Annotated in this window: 18 protein-coding genes; 3 read left to right on the forward strand and 15 right to left on the reverse strand. The window is 69.2% G+C overall.

Annotated elements, in window-relative coordinates; translation table 11 throughout:
• Positions 1-122 precede the first annotated feature (122 nt).
• From ACZ601_RS37970 to ACZ601_RS37980, 3 genes are read right to left on the reverse strand one after another with little or no spacing between them, the layout of a single operon-like run.
• Complete coding sequence (locus ACZ601_RS37970; RefSeq protein WP_469546522.1) at positions 123-1,361, reverse strand: hypothetical protein; 1,239 nt, start codon at positions 1,359-1,361, stop codon at positions 123-125.
• An 8-nt stretch (positions 1,362-1,369) separates the two neighbouring features.
• Positions 1,370-1,591: a hypothetical protein gene (locus ACZ601_RS37975; RefSeq protein ID WP_469546524.1), complete on the reverse strand. Its 222-nt coding sequence runs from the start codon at positions 1,589-1,591 to the stop codon at positions 1,370-1,372.
• A gap of 44 nt (positions 1,592-1,635) precedes the next feature.
• On the reverse strand, positions 1,636-1,842 hold the full coding sequence (locus ACZ601_RS37980; protein WP_469546527.1) for a hypothetical protein: 207 nt from the start codon (positions 1,840-1,842) through the stop codon (positions 1,636-1,638).
• 153 nt (positions 1,843-1,995) lie between these two features.
• Here ACZ601_RS37980 and ACZ601_RS37985 point away from each other — a divergent pair, with 153 nt between their 5' ends.
• Both ACZ601_RS37985 and ACZ601_RS37990 read left to right on the forward strand, forming a co-directional pair.
• Entirely contained in the window at positions 1,996-2,946 is a 951-nt protein-coding gene (locus ACZ601_RS37985) for a hypothetical protein (RefSeq protein WP_469546529.1), read from the forward strand.
• Positions 2,947-3,059: 113 nt separating this feature from the next.
• Complete coding sequence (locus ACZ601_RS37990; protein ID WP_469546531.1) at positions 3,060-3,296, forward strand: helix-turn-helix transcriptional regulator; 237 nt, start codon at positions 3,060-3,062, stop codon at positions 3,294-3,296.
• 191 nt (positions 3,297-3,487) lie between these two features.
• Here ACZ601_RS37990 and ACZ601_RS37995 read toward each other — a convergent pair whose 3' ends face one another.
• Both ACZ601_RS37995 and ACZ601_RS38000 read right to left on the reverse strand, forming a co-directional pair.
• Positions 3,488-3,652: a hypothetical protein gene (locus ACZ601_RS37995; protein WP_469546533.1), complete on the reverse strand. Its 165-nt coding sequence runs from the start codon at positions 3,650-3,652 to the stop codon at positions 3,488-3,490.
• Entirely contained in the window at positions 3,649-3,888 is a 240-nt protein-coding gene (locus ACZ601_RS38000; RefSeq protein WP_469546535.1) for a DUF7848 domain-containing protein, read from the reverse strand. Before ACZ601_RS38000 ends, ACZ601_RS37995 begins: the two co-directional genes overlap by 4 nt.
• Before the next feature lie 162 nt (positions 3,889-4,050).
• Between ACZ601_RS38000 and ACZ601_RS38005 the strand changes: the two genes are divergently transcribed.
• Positions 4,051-4,254, forward strand: a complete 204-nt coding sequence (locus ACZ601_RS38005) for a hypothetical protein (RefSeq protein ID WP_469546537.1) — start codon at positions 4,051-4,053, stop codon at positions 4,252-4,254.
• Between the two features lie 7 nt (positions 4,255-4,261).
• Here ACZ601_RS38005 and ACZ601_RS38010 read toward each other — a convergent pair whose 3' ends face one another.
• The 10 genes from ACZ601_RS38010 to ACZ601_RS38055 all read right to left on the reverse strand — a co-directional run bounded on the left by ACZ601_RS38010 (position 4,262) and on the right by ACZ601_RS38055 (position 15,006).
• Complete coding sequence (locus tag ACZ601_RS38010) at positions 4,262-5,446, reverse strand: helix-turn-helix domain-containing protein (RefSeq protein ID WP_469546539.1); 1,185 nt, start codon at positions 5,444-5,446, stop codon at positions 4,262-4,264.
• Positions 5,447-5,608: 162 nt separating this feature from the next.
• Positions 5,609-6,298, reverse strand: coding sequence for a collagen-like domain-containing protein (locus ACZ601_RS38015; protein WP_469546541.1), 690 nt, complete (start codon positions 6,296-6,298; stop codon positions 5,609-5,611).
• Positions 6,295-6,561: a hypothetical protein gene (locus tag ACZ601_RS38020; RefSeq protein WP_469546543.1), complete on the reverse strand. Its 267-nt coding sequence runs from the start codon at positions 6,559-6,561 to the stop codon at positions 6,295-6,297. The genes ACZ601_RS38015 and ACZ601_RS38020 overlap by 4 nt, the downstream gene beginning before the upstream one ends.
• Positions 6,562-6,590: 29 nt before the next feature.
• Positions 6,591-6,827 carry a holin gene (locus ACZ601_RS38025; protein ID WP_123526186.1) on the reverse strand — a complete coding sequence of 79 codons (237 nt, stop codon included), beginning with the start codon at positions 6,825-6,827 and terminating at the stop codon, positions 6,591-6,593.
• A 2-nt stretch (positions 6,828-6,829) separates the two neighbouring features.
• Entirely contained in the window at positions 6,830-7,660 is an 831-nt protein-coding gene (locus ACZ601_RS38030; RefSeq protein ID WP_469546547.1) for a CHAP domain-containing protein, read from the reverse strand.
• Positions 7,660-7,893 carry a hypothetical protein gene (locus ACZ601_RS38035; RefSeq protein WP_469546549.1) on the reverse strand — a complete coding sequence of 78 codons (234 nt, stop codon included), beginning with the start codon at positions 7,891-7,893 and terminating at the stop codon, positions 7,660-7,662. The genes ACZ601_RS38030 and ACZ601_RS38035 overlap by 1 nt, the downstream gene beginning before the upstream one ends.
• Before the next feature lie 64 nt (positions 7,894-7,957).
• A complete protein-coding gene (locus ACZ601_RS38040) occupies positions 7,958-8,473 on the reverse strand; it encodes a hypothetical protein (protein WP_469546551.1) in 516 nt (171 codons plus the stop codon).
• Positions 8,470-8,937 carry a hypothetical protein gene (locus tag ACZ601_RS38045; protein WP_469546554.1) on the reverse strand — a complete coding sequence of 156 codons (468 nt, stop codon included), beginning with the start codon at positions 8,935-8,937 and terminating at the stop codon, positions 8,470-8,472. The genes ACZ601_RS38040 and ACZ601_RS38045 overlap by 4 nt, the downstream gene beginning before the upstream one ends.
• A 10-nt stretch (positions 8,938-8,947) precedes the next feature.
• Positions 8,948-11,404 carry a LamG-like jellyroll fold domain-containing protein gene (locus ACZ601_RS38050; RefSeq protein ID WP_469546557.1) on the reverse strand — a complete coding sequence of 819 codons (2,457 nt, stop codon included), beginning with the start codon at positions 11,402-11,404 and terminating at the stop codon, positions 8,948-8,950.
• Complete coding sequence (locus ACZ601_RS38055; RefSeq protein ID WP_469546558.1) at positions 11,404-15,006, reverse strand: hypothetical protein; 3,603 nt, start codon at positions 15,004-15,006, stop codon at positions 11,404-11,406. Before ACZ601_RS38055 ends, ACZ601_RS38050 begins: the two co-directional genes overlap by 1 nt.
• Positions 15,007-15,085: the final 79 nt, after the last annotated feature.

The raw sequence follows: 15,085 nt of genomic DNA on the forward strand, positions 1-15,085 counted from the left end.
CTGGTGGGCGCGGGCAGTTTCGAACTGCCGACATCTGCTTTGTAAGAACGGATCTAATATCTCTCTGACCTGCAACGCACCGCAGATTGGAGATCATTTAGGAGATATTTGGGGGACGGGGTCTACTCCCACACTCTCGTCCACCCCAGCGCCGACATCGCGCCCTCGTAGATCTCCTGCAACCCGTCCAGTCTATCGCGCCGCATGTCCGGAGTCGGGTGCTGGTACACGGCTTTGATGCCCGGCCGCCGATGCCCGGCCTGCTCGAAGGCGAGGGCAGGCTTCACGCCGATCTGCTCCTGGTACGTATCGTGCGTGTGTCGCAGCGCCCGCATCGTCAGCCCCTTCATGATGGGTTCGACAGCGGGCTGCTCCGCTCGCCCGCGCACCTTCGTCACGGCCTTCCGCCCGTCCGCGCAGGGGCGCATCACCTGCCGGCCGAAGTTCCCGCGGCGCCAGTGCCCGCCCCCACGTGGTGCGAACAGGAACTCGCCCTTCCTGCCGGCAGCGTGCTCTGTCAGCAGCTTGGCGAGGAAGGGCGGCAGGTCGATGCGACGCTTCGACTCCTTCGTCTTGACCGGCTCCAGGTCCAGCACCATGCCCAGCCGCTCCCCCGCCGGGCCGCGCTTCGCGTACTCGGCGACCTCTTCCACGACGAACAGGGTGGGACAGGCGAAGTCGCCCTCGCTGCGCTTGCCGAGCGATGAGGGGCGGAGTGCCAGGCTCTCACCCCAGCGGACGCCGGTGAAGGCGGTCGTGAGGATGTGCAGTCCGTCGAGCGGCCCGGCCCGGCGCGCGATGCGGAGCACCACATCGGCCGAGGCCCACAGCTTGTCCTCTTCGCGCGCGGCCTGGTCTTCCTTCGCGGCGGCGGTGCGGGAGCGACGGCGGCCGAAGAGCGGGTTCGCGGGGATCATTCCCTTGTCGACTGCGCCCGTGAGGATCTGCGACATCAGCGTCAGGCAGTGCGTTGCCGTGACGTCGTCGCAGGTCAGGCCGTTCGCCCACTGCTCGGCGTCGAACCAGGTGATCCCGCGAATCGGGGTGTGCTCCCACTTCGGCAGGACGTGCGCCTCCAGGCGGGCCCACCGCGTTGTGACTGTGCGGCCGCGCGGCGACTTGGCCGCCATCCACTCACGCGCCCACGCGCCGAACGCGGTCTGCGCCAGGGCCGGGTCTGTCCACCGTCCGGCCCGGACGGCGGCCTCTTGCTGCTCGCCGTACTCCTCGGCCAGCCGCTTGGTGGGAAAGCCGGGCTCGCTCGGCCAGGAGCCGTCTGGCGCCTTGAACCGCGCTCGCCACGTGAACATCTTCGTGGTCTTCCCGTTCCGGACCTTGTAGACCTTCTCGGCGTATGCCATGCCGGGCCTCAGCTCGCGAGGCGGAGCTGGCAGGGTGTAGCGGCGGCGGCGAGCGTCTGACCGCAGACGGCGGCGAGCGCCTCATCCACAGCAGCCCTGCCCGCAGCGGTCAGGCGACCGCTGCGGGCGAGGGTGGCGTCCGCGTACACCAGCGTGTGCGCCGGCTGCAGGATGACCCAGGTGAGTACGCCGGCCGGGAGCCCGGTGGCGAGGTGTACGTGGACGCACATGTTCAGCTCATTTCCCCGTTGGTGTGCTGTTGTGCAGCTGGTGTTCAGCCCCAGCCGAGGTCTCCGGCAACCTGCGCTGTGGGTGTGGGCGCAGGCGTGGAGGGTGCGGTGCGGCCCCATCCGAGGTCGTCGGGGGCGGTGGGTGTGGGGGTGAGTGTGGGGGTGCTGGGGTCGTCGGCTGAGGCGGGGATGGCGGGGATGAAGAGTGCTGCTGCAAGGGCGATGCCAGCGGCGGTGAGGCGAATCCTCATGATGCTCCTTCACGCAGATATGACTCGAACATGTGAGCGAGTCACGTGCTGTGAGGACATCGTTACATGTGATTGAGGAGTGAACCAAGGGACCCGACATGCCAGAATGGGCAAGTGCGTGAAGAGGCATTACAACTCGCGGAGGGTGTAAGGATGTTGGGCAAAACATTGAGCGCGGCAGAGGTCTCCGCATACCGGGCGATAGCCGCGGGCGACCACCCGGATCCCGGTCCTTCCACCGACCGACTGACCTCCCTCGGCCTGGTCGAGCGGCGCCACCACGATGGAGCGTGGATCGCACACGACCCGCGCGCCGTAGCCCACGGACTCATGGGAACCGCCCTCACAGAGCTCCGCGACCTCGTCACCCGCATACACGAGATCCCCACCCTCGAAGCTCTCGCCGCCGACTACGACCCGCACCGGATGTACGGCGGACCGGCCAGCGAATACCTGCCGACCCGGGCCGCAATGAACGGGCGCATAGGCGACGTGTCCAGCACCGCCTCGACATCCGTACTCACCGCCCAGCCCGGAGCGCCAGCAGACCGGGACCCGCGCGTCGTGGCCCTCGGAGCGCAGCGCGTGATCGAAACGCTGGACGCCGGGGCCGACGTCCGCAGCCTCTACACCAGCGCCGCCGTGAGTCACACTCAGACCGCGACGTACGTGCGGCAGATCATCGACGGCGGGGCCCAGGTCCGCACGCTGTCCGGTGGATTTCCGCGCATGATGATCGTGGACCGTCGGCACCTGTTCGTGGAGAACCACATCATCGCGGGCGCCGACACCGACGCGGGCTGGCATGTCACCGATCGCGGGTGCGTGGCCTGGGCCACGAGCGTGTTCGACGCGCTGTGGGATCGGGCCGCCCGCTGGACGGTGGTCGCCTCCGAGGTGACCACCATGACGACCGGGCGGCAGCGACAGATCCTCATGGAGTTGGAGGCGGGGTACACCAAGACCCAGTCCGCGCGCCGGCTGGAGGTCAGCGAGCGCACGGTGACCGGAGAGCTGTCTGCGCTGCGGGCCGCACTGGGGATGCGGACGCTGTACCAGGTGATGGTGTGGTGGGCGACCAGCCGGGATCGGGACCTGCCGTAGCACCAGCCCCTCCCCTCTGCGCGAATGTCCGGGATCAGCCGCGCCGTACAAGATCCAAAAAAGCGTCTAGTTAGCCACTGACACCAGGGTATGCAGGTCGCACCGTTTGTCGAGTGCCCCACCATGATCATCCGCCGTGGCTGCTCGATGAGCGTCGCCGCATCGGCGACCGCGTGCGAGAGAGACGGCTGTGGTGCAACCTCAGCCAGGAGGCGCTGGCCGAGGACGCGGGCATCTCTCGCGAGACGGTTCAGCGCATCGAGCGCGCAACCAACAACCCCCGCCTCAGCGACCTGCTACGGATCGCGCGGGCCCTAGACATCCACCTCGCCGACCTCGTACGGGAGTGAGCCCCGGCCACGCGAGGCCGGGGCTCGGGCCCGCCCGCACCCCGGCCGCCGACGGCCTCGGGTTCGGGCGGGAGTATGGGGAGCCCCGGCCAAGCCACGTAATGGCCGGGGCTCCTGTCCCGTCCGCGTGGATGATCACGCGGACGGAGTCCGCCTGGCGGGTGCAGTGGATGACACCCGCCCGCGGAAGATCAGCGGCGGGCCCGGCGCTCCGGGTACGACACCGGATGTGCCCGCGACCGGGTACACAACACCCTGTGGACGTAGATCGTGGTCCCGGGGCCGGTGGCCGCGTGGATGTCGATCGGCTTGGCCTCGTCCGGGCGCATCAGCTGGTTGCAGCGGTCGCAGATCACCGGGCCTCCTTCGGTGTGGCGACGAGGCGGCAGCGCGCCACCTCTTCGTACTCGGTGTGATGGGTCCGGCCGGCGTGCTTCAGTGCCCACAGGTCCGGGTCGATGTGCGAGGCGCTCGGCTCGGACTCCTCGGTGCACCCGGGGGCGAGGCAGCGGATCAGGATGACCGGCTTCGGCGCCTCGCCGCGGGGAGCGCCGATCGTCCACTCCACGAACCGCATCACCGACCGGGTCATCGGCGGACCTCCCGCCAGGCCCGGCCGAGGCGTGCGGCCGTGGAGCAAGGTGCTCCGGCGCGGCAGGTGGCGCACTGAGCGGTGTGCCCAAGGAAGACGCGGTACGCGGCGTCGGTGCCGGCCGGGCGGTGGCGTGGGCACTCACAGTCCGGGAATGCGGCCGTGGGATCCACGACCGTGACCGGGACGACCTCGGCCTCCGGCCGTAAGACGCGGGTGATCCCCGCCCGGTTCACCTCGTACACCTTGATCGTCATCATGGGATCGCCCCTGGTCATCACGCCGTCACTGGCTGGTGATGCCATGGTGCGGGTACGGCAAGGCCCCGACTATCACGAAATGGTGATAGCCGGGGCCAGAGGGTGACCGTGTGTCAGGCGCCCAGCCAGGAGCCGTACGACAGGAAGCTGTCGGGTAGTTGCCGCTTCGCCGCCTCCAGCCCGGCGTACGTCTCCCGGACGGTCTGGTGGTACCGGGCCTGCTGCGGCGCCGCCTTCCGCGCCCGCAGCAGGTTGGCGAACGCGTCGTCCAGACTCCCGTCCCACATCTGCGCCCGCGCAAGCTCGGCGTAGTGATGGCTCTTCCGCGACGCCGGCCACGCCTGCGGCACGGTGATCGTGGCACCGACCTGCGCGGCCTGCCCGTACTCGTCCAGCTCGGCCAGCACCGACACCCGGTGCACGGAAACGTTCGTCGGGCCGAAGGACAGCCAGTGGACATCCGAGGCATCCCCGGTCGTGCGGGCGATGCGCTCGGCCTCGTCGAGGTGCCCGTCGGCCGCGTCCCCGTTCCGTGCGCGTCCCGCCATGACCGCAGCTCCGAGGTGGAGCTGCCCGGTGAGCACGTCCCGCTCCCGGCCCGGGTCGGCCTGCTCCAGGATCCCCAGGCCCATGCGGATCAGCCGGTCGCCAGTGCGGTACTGCCCGGCCCGGAGGTACGTGAGGGCGCGCATGTACCGGTACATGCCGCCGACGACCGCGCTCGACCCGCGTTCAGCCGCCCACTCCATACGCGACAGGGCGATCGTCGCCAGGTCGGGGTACCCCAGTTTCGACGCGACGTCGTACGCGGTCCGGTAGTACGACGCGAGGAGCAGCCACCCCTCCGAGGTGGCGGCCAGGTGCGCGGCGGTTGTCGCCTCGACGATGAGCCCCGGCAGTTGGGTGGCGGTCTGCTTGATCTCGGCGGCGCGGACCGCGACGAGCAGCGTCTCGGCGTCGTCGAGGAGAAGCTGCTGCGGGCGGGGTGTGATGTCCGGATCGGAGCCGAGGTCGTAGACGTCGAGGGCTTCGCGGATCGGCTGGATCAGTATGTCCAGCTCATCCGCGCGCAGCTCGGTGGCGTACGGCTGGCCGGTCACTGTGGCGACATCGACCCGCATTGCGCGGGCCACCGCTGCGATGAGGTGCGGTGACGCGGGGAGGATGCCCTGCTCGGTCTTCGTGAGGGTGCTGTACGCGACCTGCGACAGGTCGCACAGGGCTCGTTGGGTGAGGTGGCGTTCGAGGCGCAGCCGCTTGATGCGTGCGCCGGTGTGGTCATGGGGTAGAGCGTGCATACTGGTCTCCGTTCCTGACTCGACATCTGGAACGGTACCCGCCATGCGCTTGGTCGGTACCTTCGAAGGCCCCATCACCCCTGCGGCGATGGGGCCTTCGCGCACCCTGGACACGACGAAGCGCCCCCCGCCACCGGCCGAAGCCGGGGCAGGGGGCGTTGTTCAGTGGCGGCGCCGGTCGAGCAGCGCATACGCAGCCGGAGACGTCGTCGGTTCCGGTACGGCAGGTGCCCCGTCGCGCCGGCACACCAGCGCATCCGGGTCGCCGGGCGGCGGCTGGAGACTGTACCCGCTGGGGCAGGTCTGGCCGGACGCGCCGTCATGCCCGTCCTTCCCGGCGGCGCCGTCCTTCCCCGCAGGCCCGGGAGCCCCGGCCGGTCCCTGCTCGCCAGCCGGACCGGCCGGACCAGCGGGGCCTGGGATGGTGGAGTCCGTGCCCGCGCGCCCGGCCGCACCGGCAGCACCGGACGGGCCCGGTGACGGAGTACCCGCCGCACCGGTCGCGCCTCGGGTGCCGCGGGCGCCCTTCTCGCCGCGTGGTCCCGGCGGCCCCGGGATCGGCACCGGCACCTCGGCCCGCGCCGGCAGATCCTCGACCGCCTGCTCCGGGTCGGGTGCCGCCGGGGTCCCGCCGCGCGCCTGGACCTGCGCGCGCAAGGTCCGCACATCCGTCGCCAGGGTGGTGACCGCAGTACCCCGCCGGTCCGCCTCCGCCGCCAGCTGATCCCCGCGCGACTCGGCACGGCCGATCAACAGGAACGCCACGGCCAGCCCCCCGCCCAGGAACAGCAGCGCCGCCGTGACCCAGAGGCCGCGGCGGCGCCGGTACAGAATGCGCTCCGTCCGCGTCACGGCGACCCCCCGAGCTGCGTCACGAGCAGCCGCAGCCGCGCGGACTCTGCCTTCTCAGCCGCCAGTTCCGCGCGCAGGGTCGCGACGTCGGAGCGCAGCTCGGTCCGCTCCTCCTGCAACTGGTCGGTCAGACTGTTGTATCCGGTCAACGCTCCGCCCTCCCGGGCCGCTCTCGTGGCGCCCCGGGACCCGTAGGCGGCCGCTGCCGCGGCGAATAGCGAGGCCAGCACAGCGGCCAGCGCCCCGACCATGGCAGCGTCCATACGTACTCCCGTGGTGCTCGGTGGGCAGCTCAGACGCCCTTGGCGAGCGGGTCAGCGACATCGCGCGGCGTGTGCTTCGCCTTCCACCCGGCAAGGAACGCCAGCCCCGCCGGAACGAGGGAGAGGAGCGGGGCTTGCAGCCACGCGGGCAGCGGGCCGAGCAGCGAACTGTCCGCCTGCACGGCGTTGAGAACAGCGGCGGCCAGGCCGACGACGAACGTCATGACGGTTGCGGCCGTCACCTTGGACTCGATCGGTGCAGCCATGATCACGCCTCCGGGTTGGTGTTGATGTTGACCTCGATGACGGCGTTTTCGATGGCCTTCTCCACCGCGGCGACGATCGCCTTGGTGTCCGCGCCGCCGCCGGCCAGCTTCGCCAGCGCGGTGATGGCTGCGGTCTGTGCGGCGAGGCGCTTGTCCATCGAGCGGATGCGCCCCTGGAGATCGCGAAGGATGCTCTGCGGCTGCCAGTTCTTGTTGGTCTTGATGTCGGCGGCGTCCGTCGGTGCCGCGATGGCGTCCGTCTTCCACACCGCGTCGAACACGTCCTGCTTGGTCATGCCCGCCATGGGGTCCTCCTCGATGGTGGTCGGGTTCTTCCAGTCGGGGTCGGCGGACTTGATGCCGCCGGGGTACGAGGGGTAGCCGTAGCCGTACACGTAGGCGTCACGGCGCTGCCGCACCTTGCGGTACACCCCGTCGCCCTCGGCCGAGCCGCTGGTGTTGGTGTTGCCCTCGATGGTGGTGATCGTCGTCGCGTCGTAGCCGATGACGATCCCGGTGTGCGACCCGCCGCCGGGCCCGAACATCACCTGCGCCCCGATCGCCGGGTACTCGCTCCAGCGCCCGGCCTGCTTCCACCACGTCGTCGCCATCGCGCACGACGCCGTCACCGGATACGAGCCCTTCGCGATCCCAGCCTGCTGAAACGCCCAGGAGGTGAAGGTGCAGCACCACGCCTGATAGTCCGACCACTCCAGGCCCGGGACGGCACCGGAGTACTTCTGCTTGTTGTTCCAGTGCCCGTTCGCGAAGCCCTCGCGGTAGCCGACCTCGGCCTTCGCGATACGGGCAACGTCGGCTGCGGTTCCGGCCATCAGACACGCTCCGGCCAGTGCCAGGTGCCGCCCCGGTGAACGTCCTCGTCCTGCTGGCACTCGTTGAAGAACACGCCGGTCGGGTTGAGCACGGCCAGGTGGACGAACCTAGGGTCCTGATCGTCCACGGCTGTGACGATGGCGGCCCGGCACTCTGACCCGTACTCATCTCCGGGGGTGCCGTAGCTGCGGTAGTGAACGATCCGTCCGACGGACGGCTGTTGCTCGGCCATGGGTTCTCCAGACATGACGAAGCCCCGGGCCGGTCGGCACGGGGCGGGTGAGGGGAAAGGGCAGTCAGCTGGCGGTCTGGTAGGTGCCGTAGCCCCGCAGCGAGTACCCGGCCGCAGGGGTGACCGGCGATGACTCGGTCACCGCGTTCCAGTCACCAACGAGAGACTGGTTCGGCATCCAGATGTTCTCGTTGCCCGTCGACGAGTTACTCAGCGGCTCGGCGCCCATCATGAAGTTGCTGGCGGCGGTCGTGTTGTACACCCAGTTGAGGACGCCAGGGGTGCCGGACGGAATGGACGCGGCCTGGAACGGCAGGGACAGCCGCCAGCTGCCCGTGCCGTAGGTCGTGGTGCTGCCGTACGACAGCAGAATCACGACCGTGCACATGCGGCCGACCTTCATGTACTGGCCGCCCAGGGTTCCGTTGCCGATGGACGGGTTGGTGCCGGTCGCCGTCCACACCGGGGTGTACGGCGTCCACCCCCCGAACATGCTGTTGAACTGGTCGCGGATCTGCTCGTTGAGCAGGGCGGCCGTCACGGTCTCCCCGACCACCCAGGTCTTCGGTCCGAATGTCACGGCTGCTCCTCCGGGTCGGGCTCGGCCGGAGGCTCGGGCTCCTCGATGGGCGGCGACGGGTTGCGGGGATCATCGGGGTGAAACCAGAACCGATGCTCCAGGGCCAGGGCCTCGGCCTCAGCGGCGGCGATGTCGTCGGGCACGATCAGCGGTACCCAGTCGCGCCGACACTGCGCGCACCCGAACCTGGCGTCGATGACCGACACGACCCAGGCGGCGCCGCACCCGCACTCGGCGACCCACCGGCCGTCGTCGATCCGCGCGTACAGGCCAGGGTCGTCGGGGATGAACTCGGTGGGCAGCGACACCCGCCACCCGAACCGGCTCTCCACCCACCGGTAGAGCAGTTCGGCACCAGGGACCTGCGACCAGTCCTGTGCGGGCTGTCCCCGGCGCGGGGCCGGTGGCAGGTAGTACGTCTCGGCCTGCACGATCGCGTCAGCGGGCAGGGCGGTTGCAGCCATGGGTTCTCCGTCAGTAGGCGAGGCGGGTTGTCTGGTTGAGCTGCGAGTAGTCCGGGTCGTCGAGAATCCAGACCGAGTCACGGGCGCTGGCGCTCGTACGGAAGGTGATCAGATGCGACTGCTCTTTGATCGTCTCGGTGTAGCCCTCGACGGTGACGCGCATCTCCGACGCCGAAGCCTGGGCGGGCAGGTCGTACACCGTGAAGTAGCTGGAGATGTCGGCGTCGAGGATGTTCAGGAAGGCGCCGCCCATGGTGGCTGCCTCAATCGGTACCTCGCGCAGCTCGGGGGCGGGGTCGGCGTACCGGGACACCAGCCACGACGCGGCATCCGTGACCGAGGCATCCGAGGTTTTCAGCACGGTGATCTGCTGCTCGTACACGCCGAACTCGTCGACGGACACCGCGTCGGTGACGATCTGCGTCGCCCCGTTCGGGCGGGACGCCTCGACCCGATTGCACAGCTTCTGATCGTCGTCAGCGAGTTGGATGCCGGGCTCGACATCTGCGTACGAGATCGCGAAGACCTCGGCCGAGGAGCTCGGGTTGTACCGCAGGTCACGGGACTGATACGCCAACCCGTAGTAGTCCCGCTCGGCGTAGAGCTTGCCGCTCTCCGTGGTCTCAACTTCCCGCAGCCGGGCCACAACCCCTGACCCGGCCGGGCCCTGCGACGCGACGGGGTCGAACGTGGACCCGAGGACGGTCACCGAGTCCAGGCCCGCGTACCGGGCCAGGCGCTCGACCCGCCAGTCCGACGACTCCCCGCTGAAACCGGTCCGGGCGTCAGACGTCACGGCGTAGACCGAGCCGACCGGTCCGTTCGCAAGGTGGAGGGACAGGTGCGCGATCTGCCCGGAGAACAGGCGGCCAGCGCGGTAGCCGCCTACGTTGATGGTCCGCAGGTCCGGTGACGACGTCGCAAGCAGCACACCACTGACCAGCGCGCCGTCGACGTAGACGCGCTTCCCAGACCCGTCGTACACGATGTGATGCCAGGCTCCATCGGCAAGGTTGCCGCTGCTGCTGGTGCCGACGACCAGCGCGGAGCCGTCCTGCGTGGACTCCACGGTCAGGACACCGCTGCCATTCAGGGAGAGCACCAGCTGCGAGACCAGCAGCGGGTCGCGCAGGCCGAGGATCGCCCGGCCCGGCGTCGATGTCTTGATCCACACCTGAATGTTGATCGCCCACGTCGTTGCGTCCGCTGCCATCTGCGGGCCGAGATCCCCGACCAGGTACCGACCGGCCGTCGCTGACGCGGGCGTGAACGTGGGCGCGGCTTCGTCGGTTTCGGGGACACCATCCCCGCCGAACACCACGCTTCCGCCTGACCCGACCTGGGTTGAGGCCAGGGCGCCGATCCCGGACCCGACGACCGATCCGGCGGCCGACGAGTTGACTGGCTCGGACAGCGGGAAGTACGCGGCGGGAAAGCTGAATCTCCCGGTCACGGTGTCGCAGGTCAGCACCTCCATGCCCAGCATCGACCGCAACTCCGGCTGCCGGTTGAGGCGCTTGAACAGATCCGTCGCGGAGATGGAGACGGACGACAAGAGCCCCTCCCACTGGACCGGCCACTCATTCACCATGCCGTAGAAGCGCGGCCGGACCCGGGCACCGAGCAGGTCCCACTCCACGTAGTCCGCGGCCCCACCCGTCCGGCTGGCGGGCAGGTCAACCACAACCTGCCCGGTCGTCACCCACGCCGGGGTGGCCAGCGTGCGCCGCACCGTCCAGTCCCACCCGTCCGGCGATGTCTCCCACACGAGCACCCCGGAGAACTCGCGGAGCCGCAGCCACAGGTGATCGATGCTGTTGTAAGTGAGGGTGACCCCGGCCCCGTCGGAGAACGCCGTCTCGGACACGCACCGCAGGGTCCCGGTGATCGCGTTGTACGTGAACCCGACGCGGGTCCCGCTCGTCGGGGCGTTGACCATGAACCGGGCTGCGGCCGCCGAAGACCCGCCCGCAGCCGGGAGCTTCGCGACCTTGACCGCAATGTGGCTCCCGGCGAGCACCCATGTCCGGGCGGACTGGTAGCTCGCGGACGAACCTGGCACCAGCGGGATGCGGGCCCGCCCGCCGACCTCGGTCACGCCCCCGTAGGAGGCGGGCCACAGGGCGGCGTCCACCGTCCCATCGTCGAAGGCGTCACCGAGCATGGCCAGCGGGTACGGCGCCGCCCCGCCACGGACCGGCATCACGGCCTGACTGACCCTGACCGGGGCGTTGCGCCGCACGTGCGGGTAGAACGGCGAGTCCGGATTGCCGGGGGTCAGTGCCCCGTCCGCGTTGTCCAGGGTCATGGTGCAGCTGCCCGGTTGCGTCTCCGACAGCTCGTCGGAGGCGCCCCGGTCAATCCGCACCCCCTGCATCATGTCGACCCGGGGCGTGATGTCCGTCCACAGGATCTCGTCCGGTGTCTGGATCTGGCCGCCCCACCCCATCTCTACGAGGATCGGCATCAGCGGCTCACCGCCACTGCCAGACCCTGCGACCGACCGAACCGGACCATGATCTTCTCCACCTCCCGGCCGACCGCGACAGGGTCCATCGCCCCGCGCGCATCGATGTTGATGGTGATCCCCGCACCGGCCCCGCCGCCCACAACAGCGGGCCTGCCGAGCACCGGGCTCGCGGACGCAATCCGGCCGGTCACCACGCCGAGCGCACGGTCGACCGCGGGCAGACCCTCGACCAGACCAACGGCCAGCCCTTCCGTGCTGTGTCGGCCGGGAACCGCCATGACCCGGCTCGGGCTGTTGATGCCCAACGCCTTCTTGATGGCCTTCTGCATGCCCTTCGCGATCGTCGTCATCTGCTTCTCGATCGCGTCCTGCTGTGACGTCAGCCCTCTCAGGAACCCCTTCCCTGCCTGTGTCCCCGAGTCGTACATGGCGTCAGCCCCTGCAAGACCCAACGACGTCGTGGCCGAGTTGAGAGCGGTCTGCGTGGAGTTGATGGACTTCAGCGTGGACGACGACGCACCAGCCAGAGCCGACGCGTACGCGTACCCCTGCTCCGGGCCCATGTCGAGAATCTGCCGGATGAGGGTCTTCGACAGGCCCCGCTTGGCGAGGGTGCCGATGTAGGACGTGAAGGTCTTGATCTGCGCGAGCTTGTCCGTCAGCCCGCCCTGGATGCTGCCCGCCGTGACCTTGCCGTCCTCGATGCCGAGCTGCCCCAGCGTCGACTCCTGACGCGCCGACGCGGTGACGGTGCTCGCGTACTTCTTCGCCGTCGCGATCGTCGCGGCAATGTCGTCCCGCTTCTTGGCCAGGACTTGCAGACGCTTCGTGTCGCGGGTGACCATCGCGACCAGCCGAGAGTCCTTCGTCGTGCGCGAGCCCCTCCACGCAGCCCAGATATCCCGGACCAAGTCCTTCGAGACGGCGGAGATCTTGCCCTTGGACCCGGTCAGCCCGATGATCAGGCCCTTGCCCGCGTCGGCCGCAAGCGCCTTCGTCTTCTTCGACGGAGACCGGATCTCCAGCTCATCCCGGATACCGGTCAGGATCGCGGCACCCATCGCCGAGCCACCAGCCTGCACCGCACCGGTCGACATGAACATGCCCGATCGCAGCCCCAGCCCAGCATCCCGGCCGGCCGATGCCGCATCCGACACCATCGCCATGCTGTCGTTGTGGGAGTAGACCTCCGTCCCACCGCCGCCGAACCGCATCAGCTCGGGGCCCTGCTCACCAACCCAGGCGAGCTCACCCGGGCGCGGCTTGCCGCCCGAGGCGTACCCGCCGATGCTCGCGGCGAACGACGACGGGTTCTTGTTGCTGCGGTACTGCACCATGACGCTGACGGTCTTGGAGTGGACCGAGTCCAGGGCGTACTTGGCCTGCGAGATCTTCGCCCGCAGGTCGGAGATCTCGCCCCGGATCTTCGCCGTCTTCGACGACGGCGCAGCGGCCAGGCGCTTCTTCGCGTCCGCCAGCTTCGCCTGGAGATCCTCCAGGTTCCCCTTGAGCTTGGCGGTCTTGTCTGGGGTCTTCAGGATCTGGGCTGCGAGCTTCTGCGCCTCGGACTTCGTCAGCCCCATTGCCTGCGCCGACGCGAGCAGCTTCTCCCGGCCCCGAGAGTAGATCCCGTTGACCGTGTTCCAAGACGCACCTGACTCCCGCGCGGACGCGGTCGCCTCGTCGGTCTTGCTGGCCAAGTCGTTGAGCGCGGTGGCTGCGTTTCTCGCATTCTCCGAGTTGAGGTTGAGCTTTCCGTTGCTCATGTCGAGCGATCCGGCGTTGTCCCGGGCCGCCTTCGCTGCGGCGTCGATGGCCGCCTCGAACCCGATCATCCCGCCGAGCCCGGCCCTGTTCACATCGTTGAGGGCCTGGATCGACTGCCGCAGCCCGTCCGCGCTGGCCTTCTGAGCGTCGAGCTTCTGCTGCACCTGCTGCGACTGCGCACCGAACAGCCCCAGCGACTGAGCGGCAAGCTGCTCCTCGAACGCCTTGTCCGCCAGAGCTTCCTTGTACTCCGTGAGCTTCGTCTGTAGTCCGGACGTGGCGTACCCCGCCTCGCCCATCTGCTTCTTGATCCGGGCCAGGGCCGCCGCCGCCAAGTCGGCCTTGCCGCCCGTCACGAGCCCGGCGAGACTCTCGTCGAGCGCCTCGACTTCCTTCTTCGCATCCTTCAGCGAGACGGGGTTGTCGCGGAACCGCTTGAAGAATGTATCCGGGTCCTTCGTCGACATCAGGTTGAGGCTGGCCATGAGGCCGCTCAGGTCCTTGCCGAAGACCCGGGCTGCCTCGCCCGCCGCCTTCCCGCTGTCCGCGAATTGCCCCATGCTGGACGTCAGCTTGTCGATGTCCGGCGGCGCCGCCTTGCCCATCTTCTGTAGCTCAGTCAGACCGATGATGAGGAGGCCAATACCGGCCCCGGCCAGGGCGATTTTCGCCCCCCGCGACATGGCCCCGATCGCCGCGGTCACGGCGGTCAGACGGCCAGGAGCCGCAGCAGCAGCCGTCTGCATTGCCACGAGCTGTGTACCGAATGCGGCCACCGCAGTCCGGGCCGCGCCCATCCCGACGGCCGCGGCCTTCGCGAGCTTGAGCGCGGCGTACAGCTGCAAGAGCGTACTGATCGCATCGGGCGGCACAGCAGCCACGATGCCGCTGAGCCCGTTGACGACGTCGAGCATCGACACGCCAACCTCGGACGCGCCCATGACGATGTTGCCGAGCGCCTCGCCCACGTTGCCGAGGGTGTCCGCGACGACCGGCCCCTGCGCACGGGCGTAGTCCATGAACTCCGACAGCCCGCCGCCGATCTGCCCACCATCAGCAACACGCATCAGGTGAATCAGCTCGTCGTTGACCTTGCGCAAGGTGGTGTTCGCAAAGCCGGTGAACTTCTGGTTCAGGCGGTCCAGGCCCGGCGACTCCATGCCGCCGCCGACGACCGTCATCATCCGGTCCAGCTCGGCGCTGGCGCCCTTGACCAGCCCGGTCGTCTTCGGCAGCAGGGTATTCGCAATGGCCAGGCCCTTGGTGAACACCGGCATCGTGTCGCCTGACAGGCTGTCGGACCAGGCCTTCGCCGAGTCCTTCAACAGCCCCAGCGCCACCGCGGCCTTGCGCGTCTCCGGCGGCAGAGCCGCCATCGCCTGCTGGTGCTCCCGCTGCGCGGTCACCGCCTCCGCAGAGGTCTTGCCGGACTTCTTGACCGCGTCGTCGTACTTCTTCTCAGCCTCCGACGCCTCCGACAGCGCAGAGATCTGCGGGATCAGGGCGCCCGTAAACGCCAGCGTGGCAACCGCAACCGCACCAGCCCCGGCCGCGATCGGCGCCAGCGACGCAGCAGCCGGGATCGCGGCCGGGGCCAGGGACAGCAGCGAGCCGGTCAGCGCTTCGGCCGCCTTCGCGCCGATGTCGGTGTCCCGCTGCATCGACGCCATCGACGTCGTCGTGTTGTTGGCCATCCGACGCACTGCGGCGTCGCCGTTGATGGACGCGGCCAGCAGGCGCCGTCCGAGCCGGTCAGCGTTGTCCCCGGCCCGGTCCAGGACCCGTGACAGCAGGTCCCGCCCGTCGAGGATGAAGTTCATCCGACTGGCCACGGTCACTCACCTCCGGATTGCTGTGCCTGCTGGTGGGCGTCGATCCACACGGTGAGCCCGTAGAAGTCCTCGACCAGCT

This window comes from Streptomyces sp. NPDC104307, assembly GCF_055584045.1.

Excerpts from the sequence above, each read along its gene's own strand:
- ACZ601_RS37970 (WP_469546522.1), bottom strand. The coding sequence starts at position 1,361 with ATGGCATACGCCGAGAAGGTCTACAAGGTCCGGAACGGGAAGACCACG.
- ACZ601_RS37975 (WP_469546524.1), bottom strand. The coding sequence starts at position 1,591 with ATGTGCGTCCACGTACACCTCGCCACCGGGCTCCCGGCCGGCGTACTC.
- ACZ601_RS37980 (WP_469546527.1), bottom strand. The coding sequence starts at position 1,842 with ATGAGGATTCGCCTCACCGCCGCTGGCATCGCCCTTGCAGCAGCACTC.
- ACZ601_RS37985 (WP_469546529.1), top strand. The coding sequence starts at position 1,996 with ATGTTGGGCAAAACATTGAGCGCGGCAGAGGTCTCCGCATACCGGGCG.
- ACZ601_RS38000 (WP_469546535.1), bottom strand. The coding sequence starts at position 3,888 with ATGACCCGGTCGGTGATGCGGTTCGTGGAGTGGACGATCGGCGCTCCC.
- ACZ601_RS38010 (WP_469546539.1), bottom strand. The coding sequence starts at position 5,446 with ATGCACGCTCTACCCCATGACCACACCGGCGCACGCATCAAGCGGCTG.
- ACZ601_RS38020 (WP_469546543.1), bottom strand. The coding sequence starts at position 6,561 with ATGGACGCTGCCATGGTCGGGGCGCTGGCCGCTGTGCTGGCCTCGCTA.
- ACZ601_RS38025 (WP_123526186.1), bottom strand. The coding sequence starts at position 6,827 with ATGGCTGCACCGATCGAGTCCAAGGTGACGGCCGCAACCGTCATGACG.
- ACZ601_RS38030 (WP_469546547.1), bottom strand. The coding sequence starts at position 7,660 with ATGGCCGGAACCGCAGCCGACGTTGCCCGTATCGCGAAGGCCGAGGTC.
- ACZ601_RS38035 (WP_469546549.1), bottom strand. The coding sequence starts at position 7,893 with ATGGCCGAGCAACAGCCGTCCGTCGGACGGATCGTTCACTACCGCAGC.
- ACZ601_RS38045 (WP_469546554.1), bottom strand. The coding sequence starts at position 8,937 with ATGGCTGCAACCGCCCTGCCCGCTGACGCGATCGTGCAGGCCGAGACG.
- ACZ601_RS38050 (WP_469546557.1), bottom strand. The coding sequence starts at position 11,404 with ATGCCGATCCTCGTAGAGATGGGGTGGGGCGGCCAGATCCAGACACCG.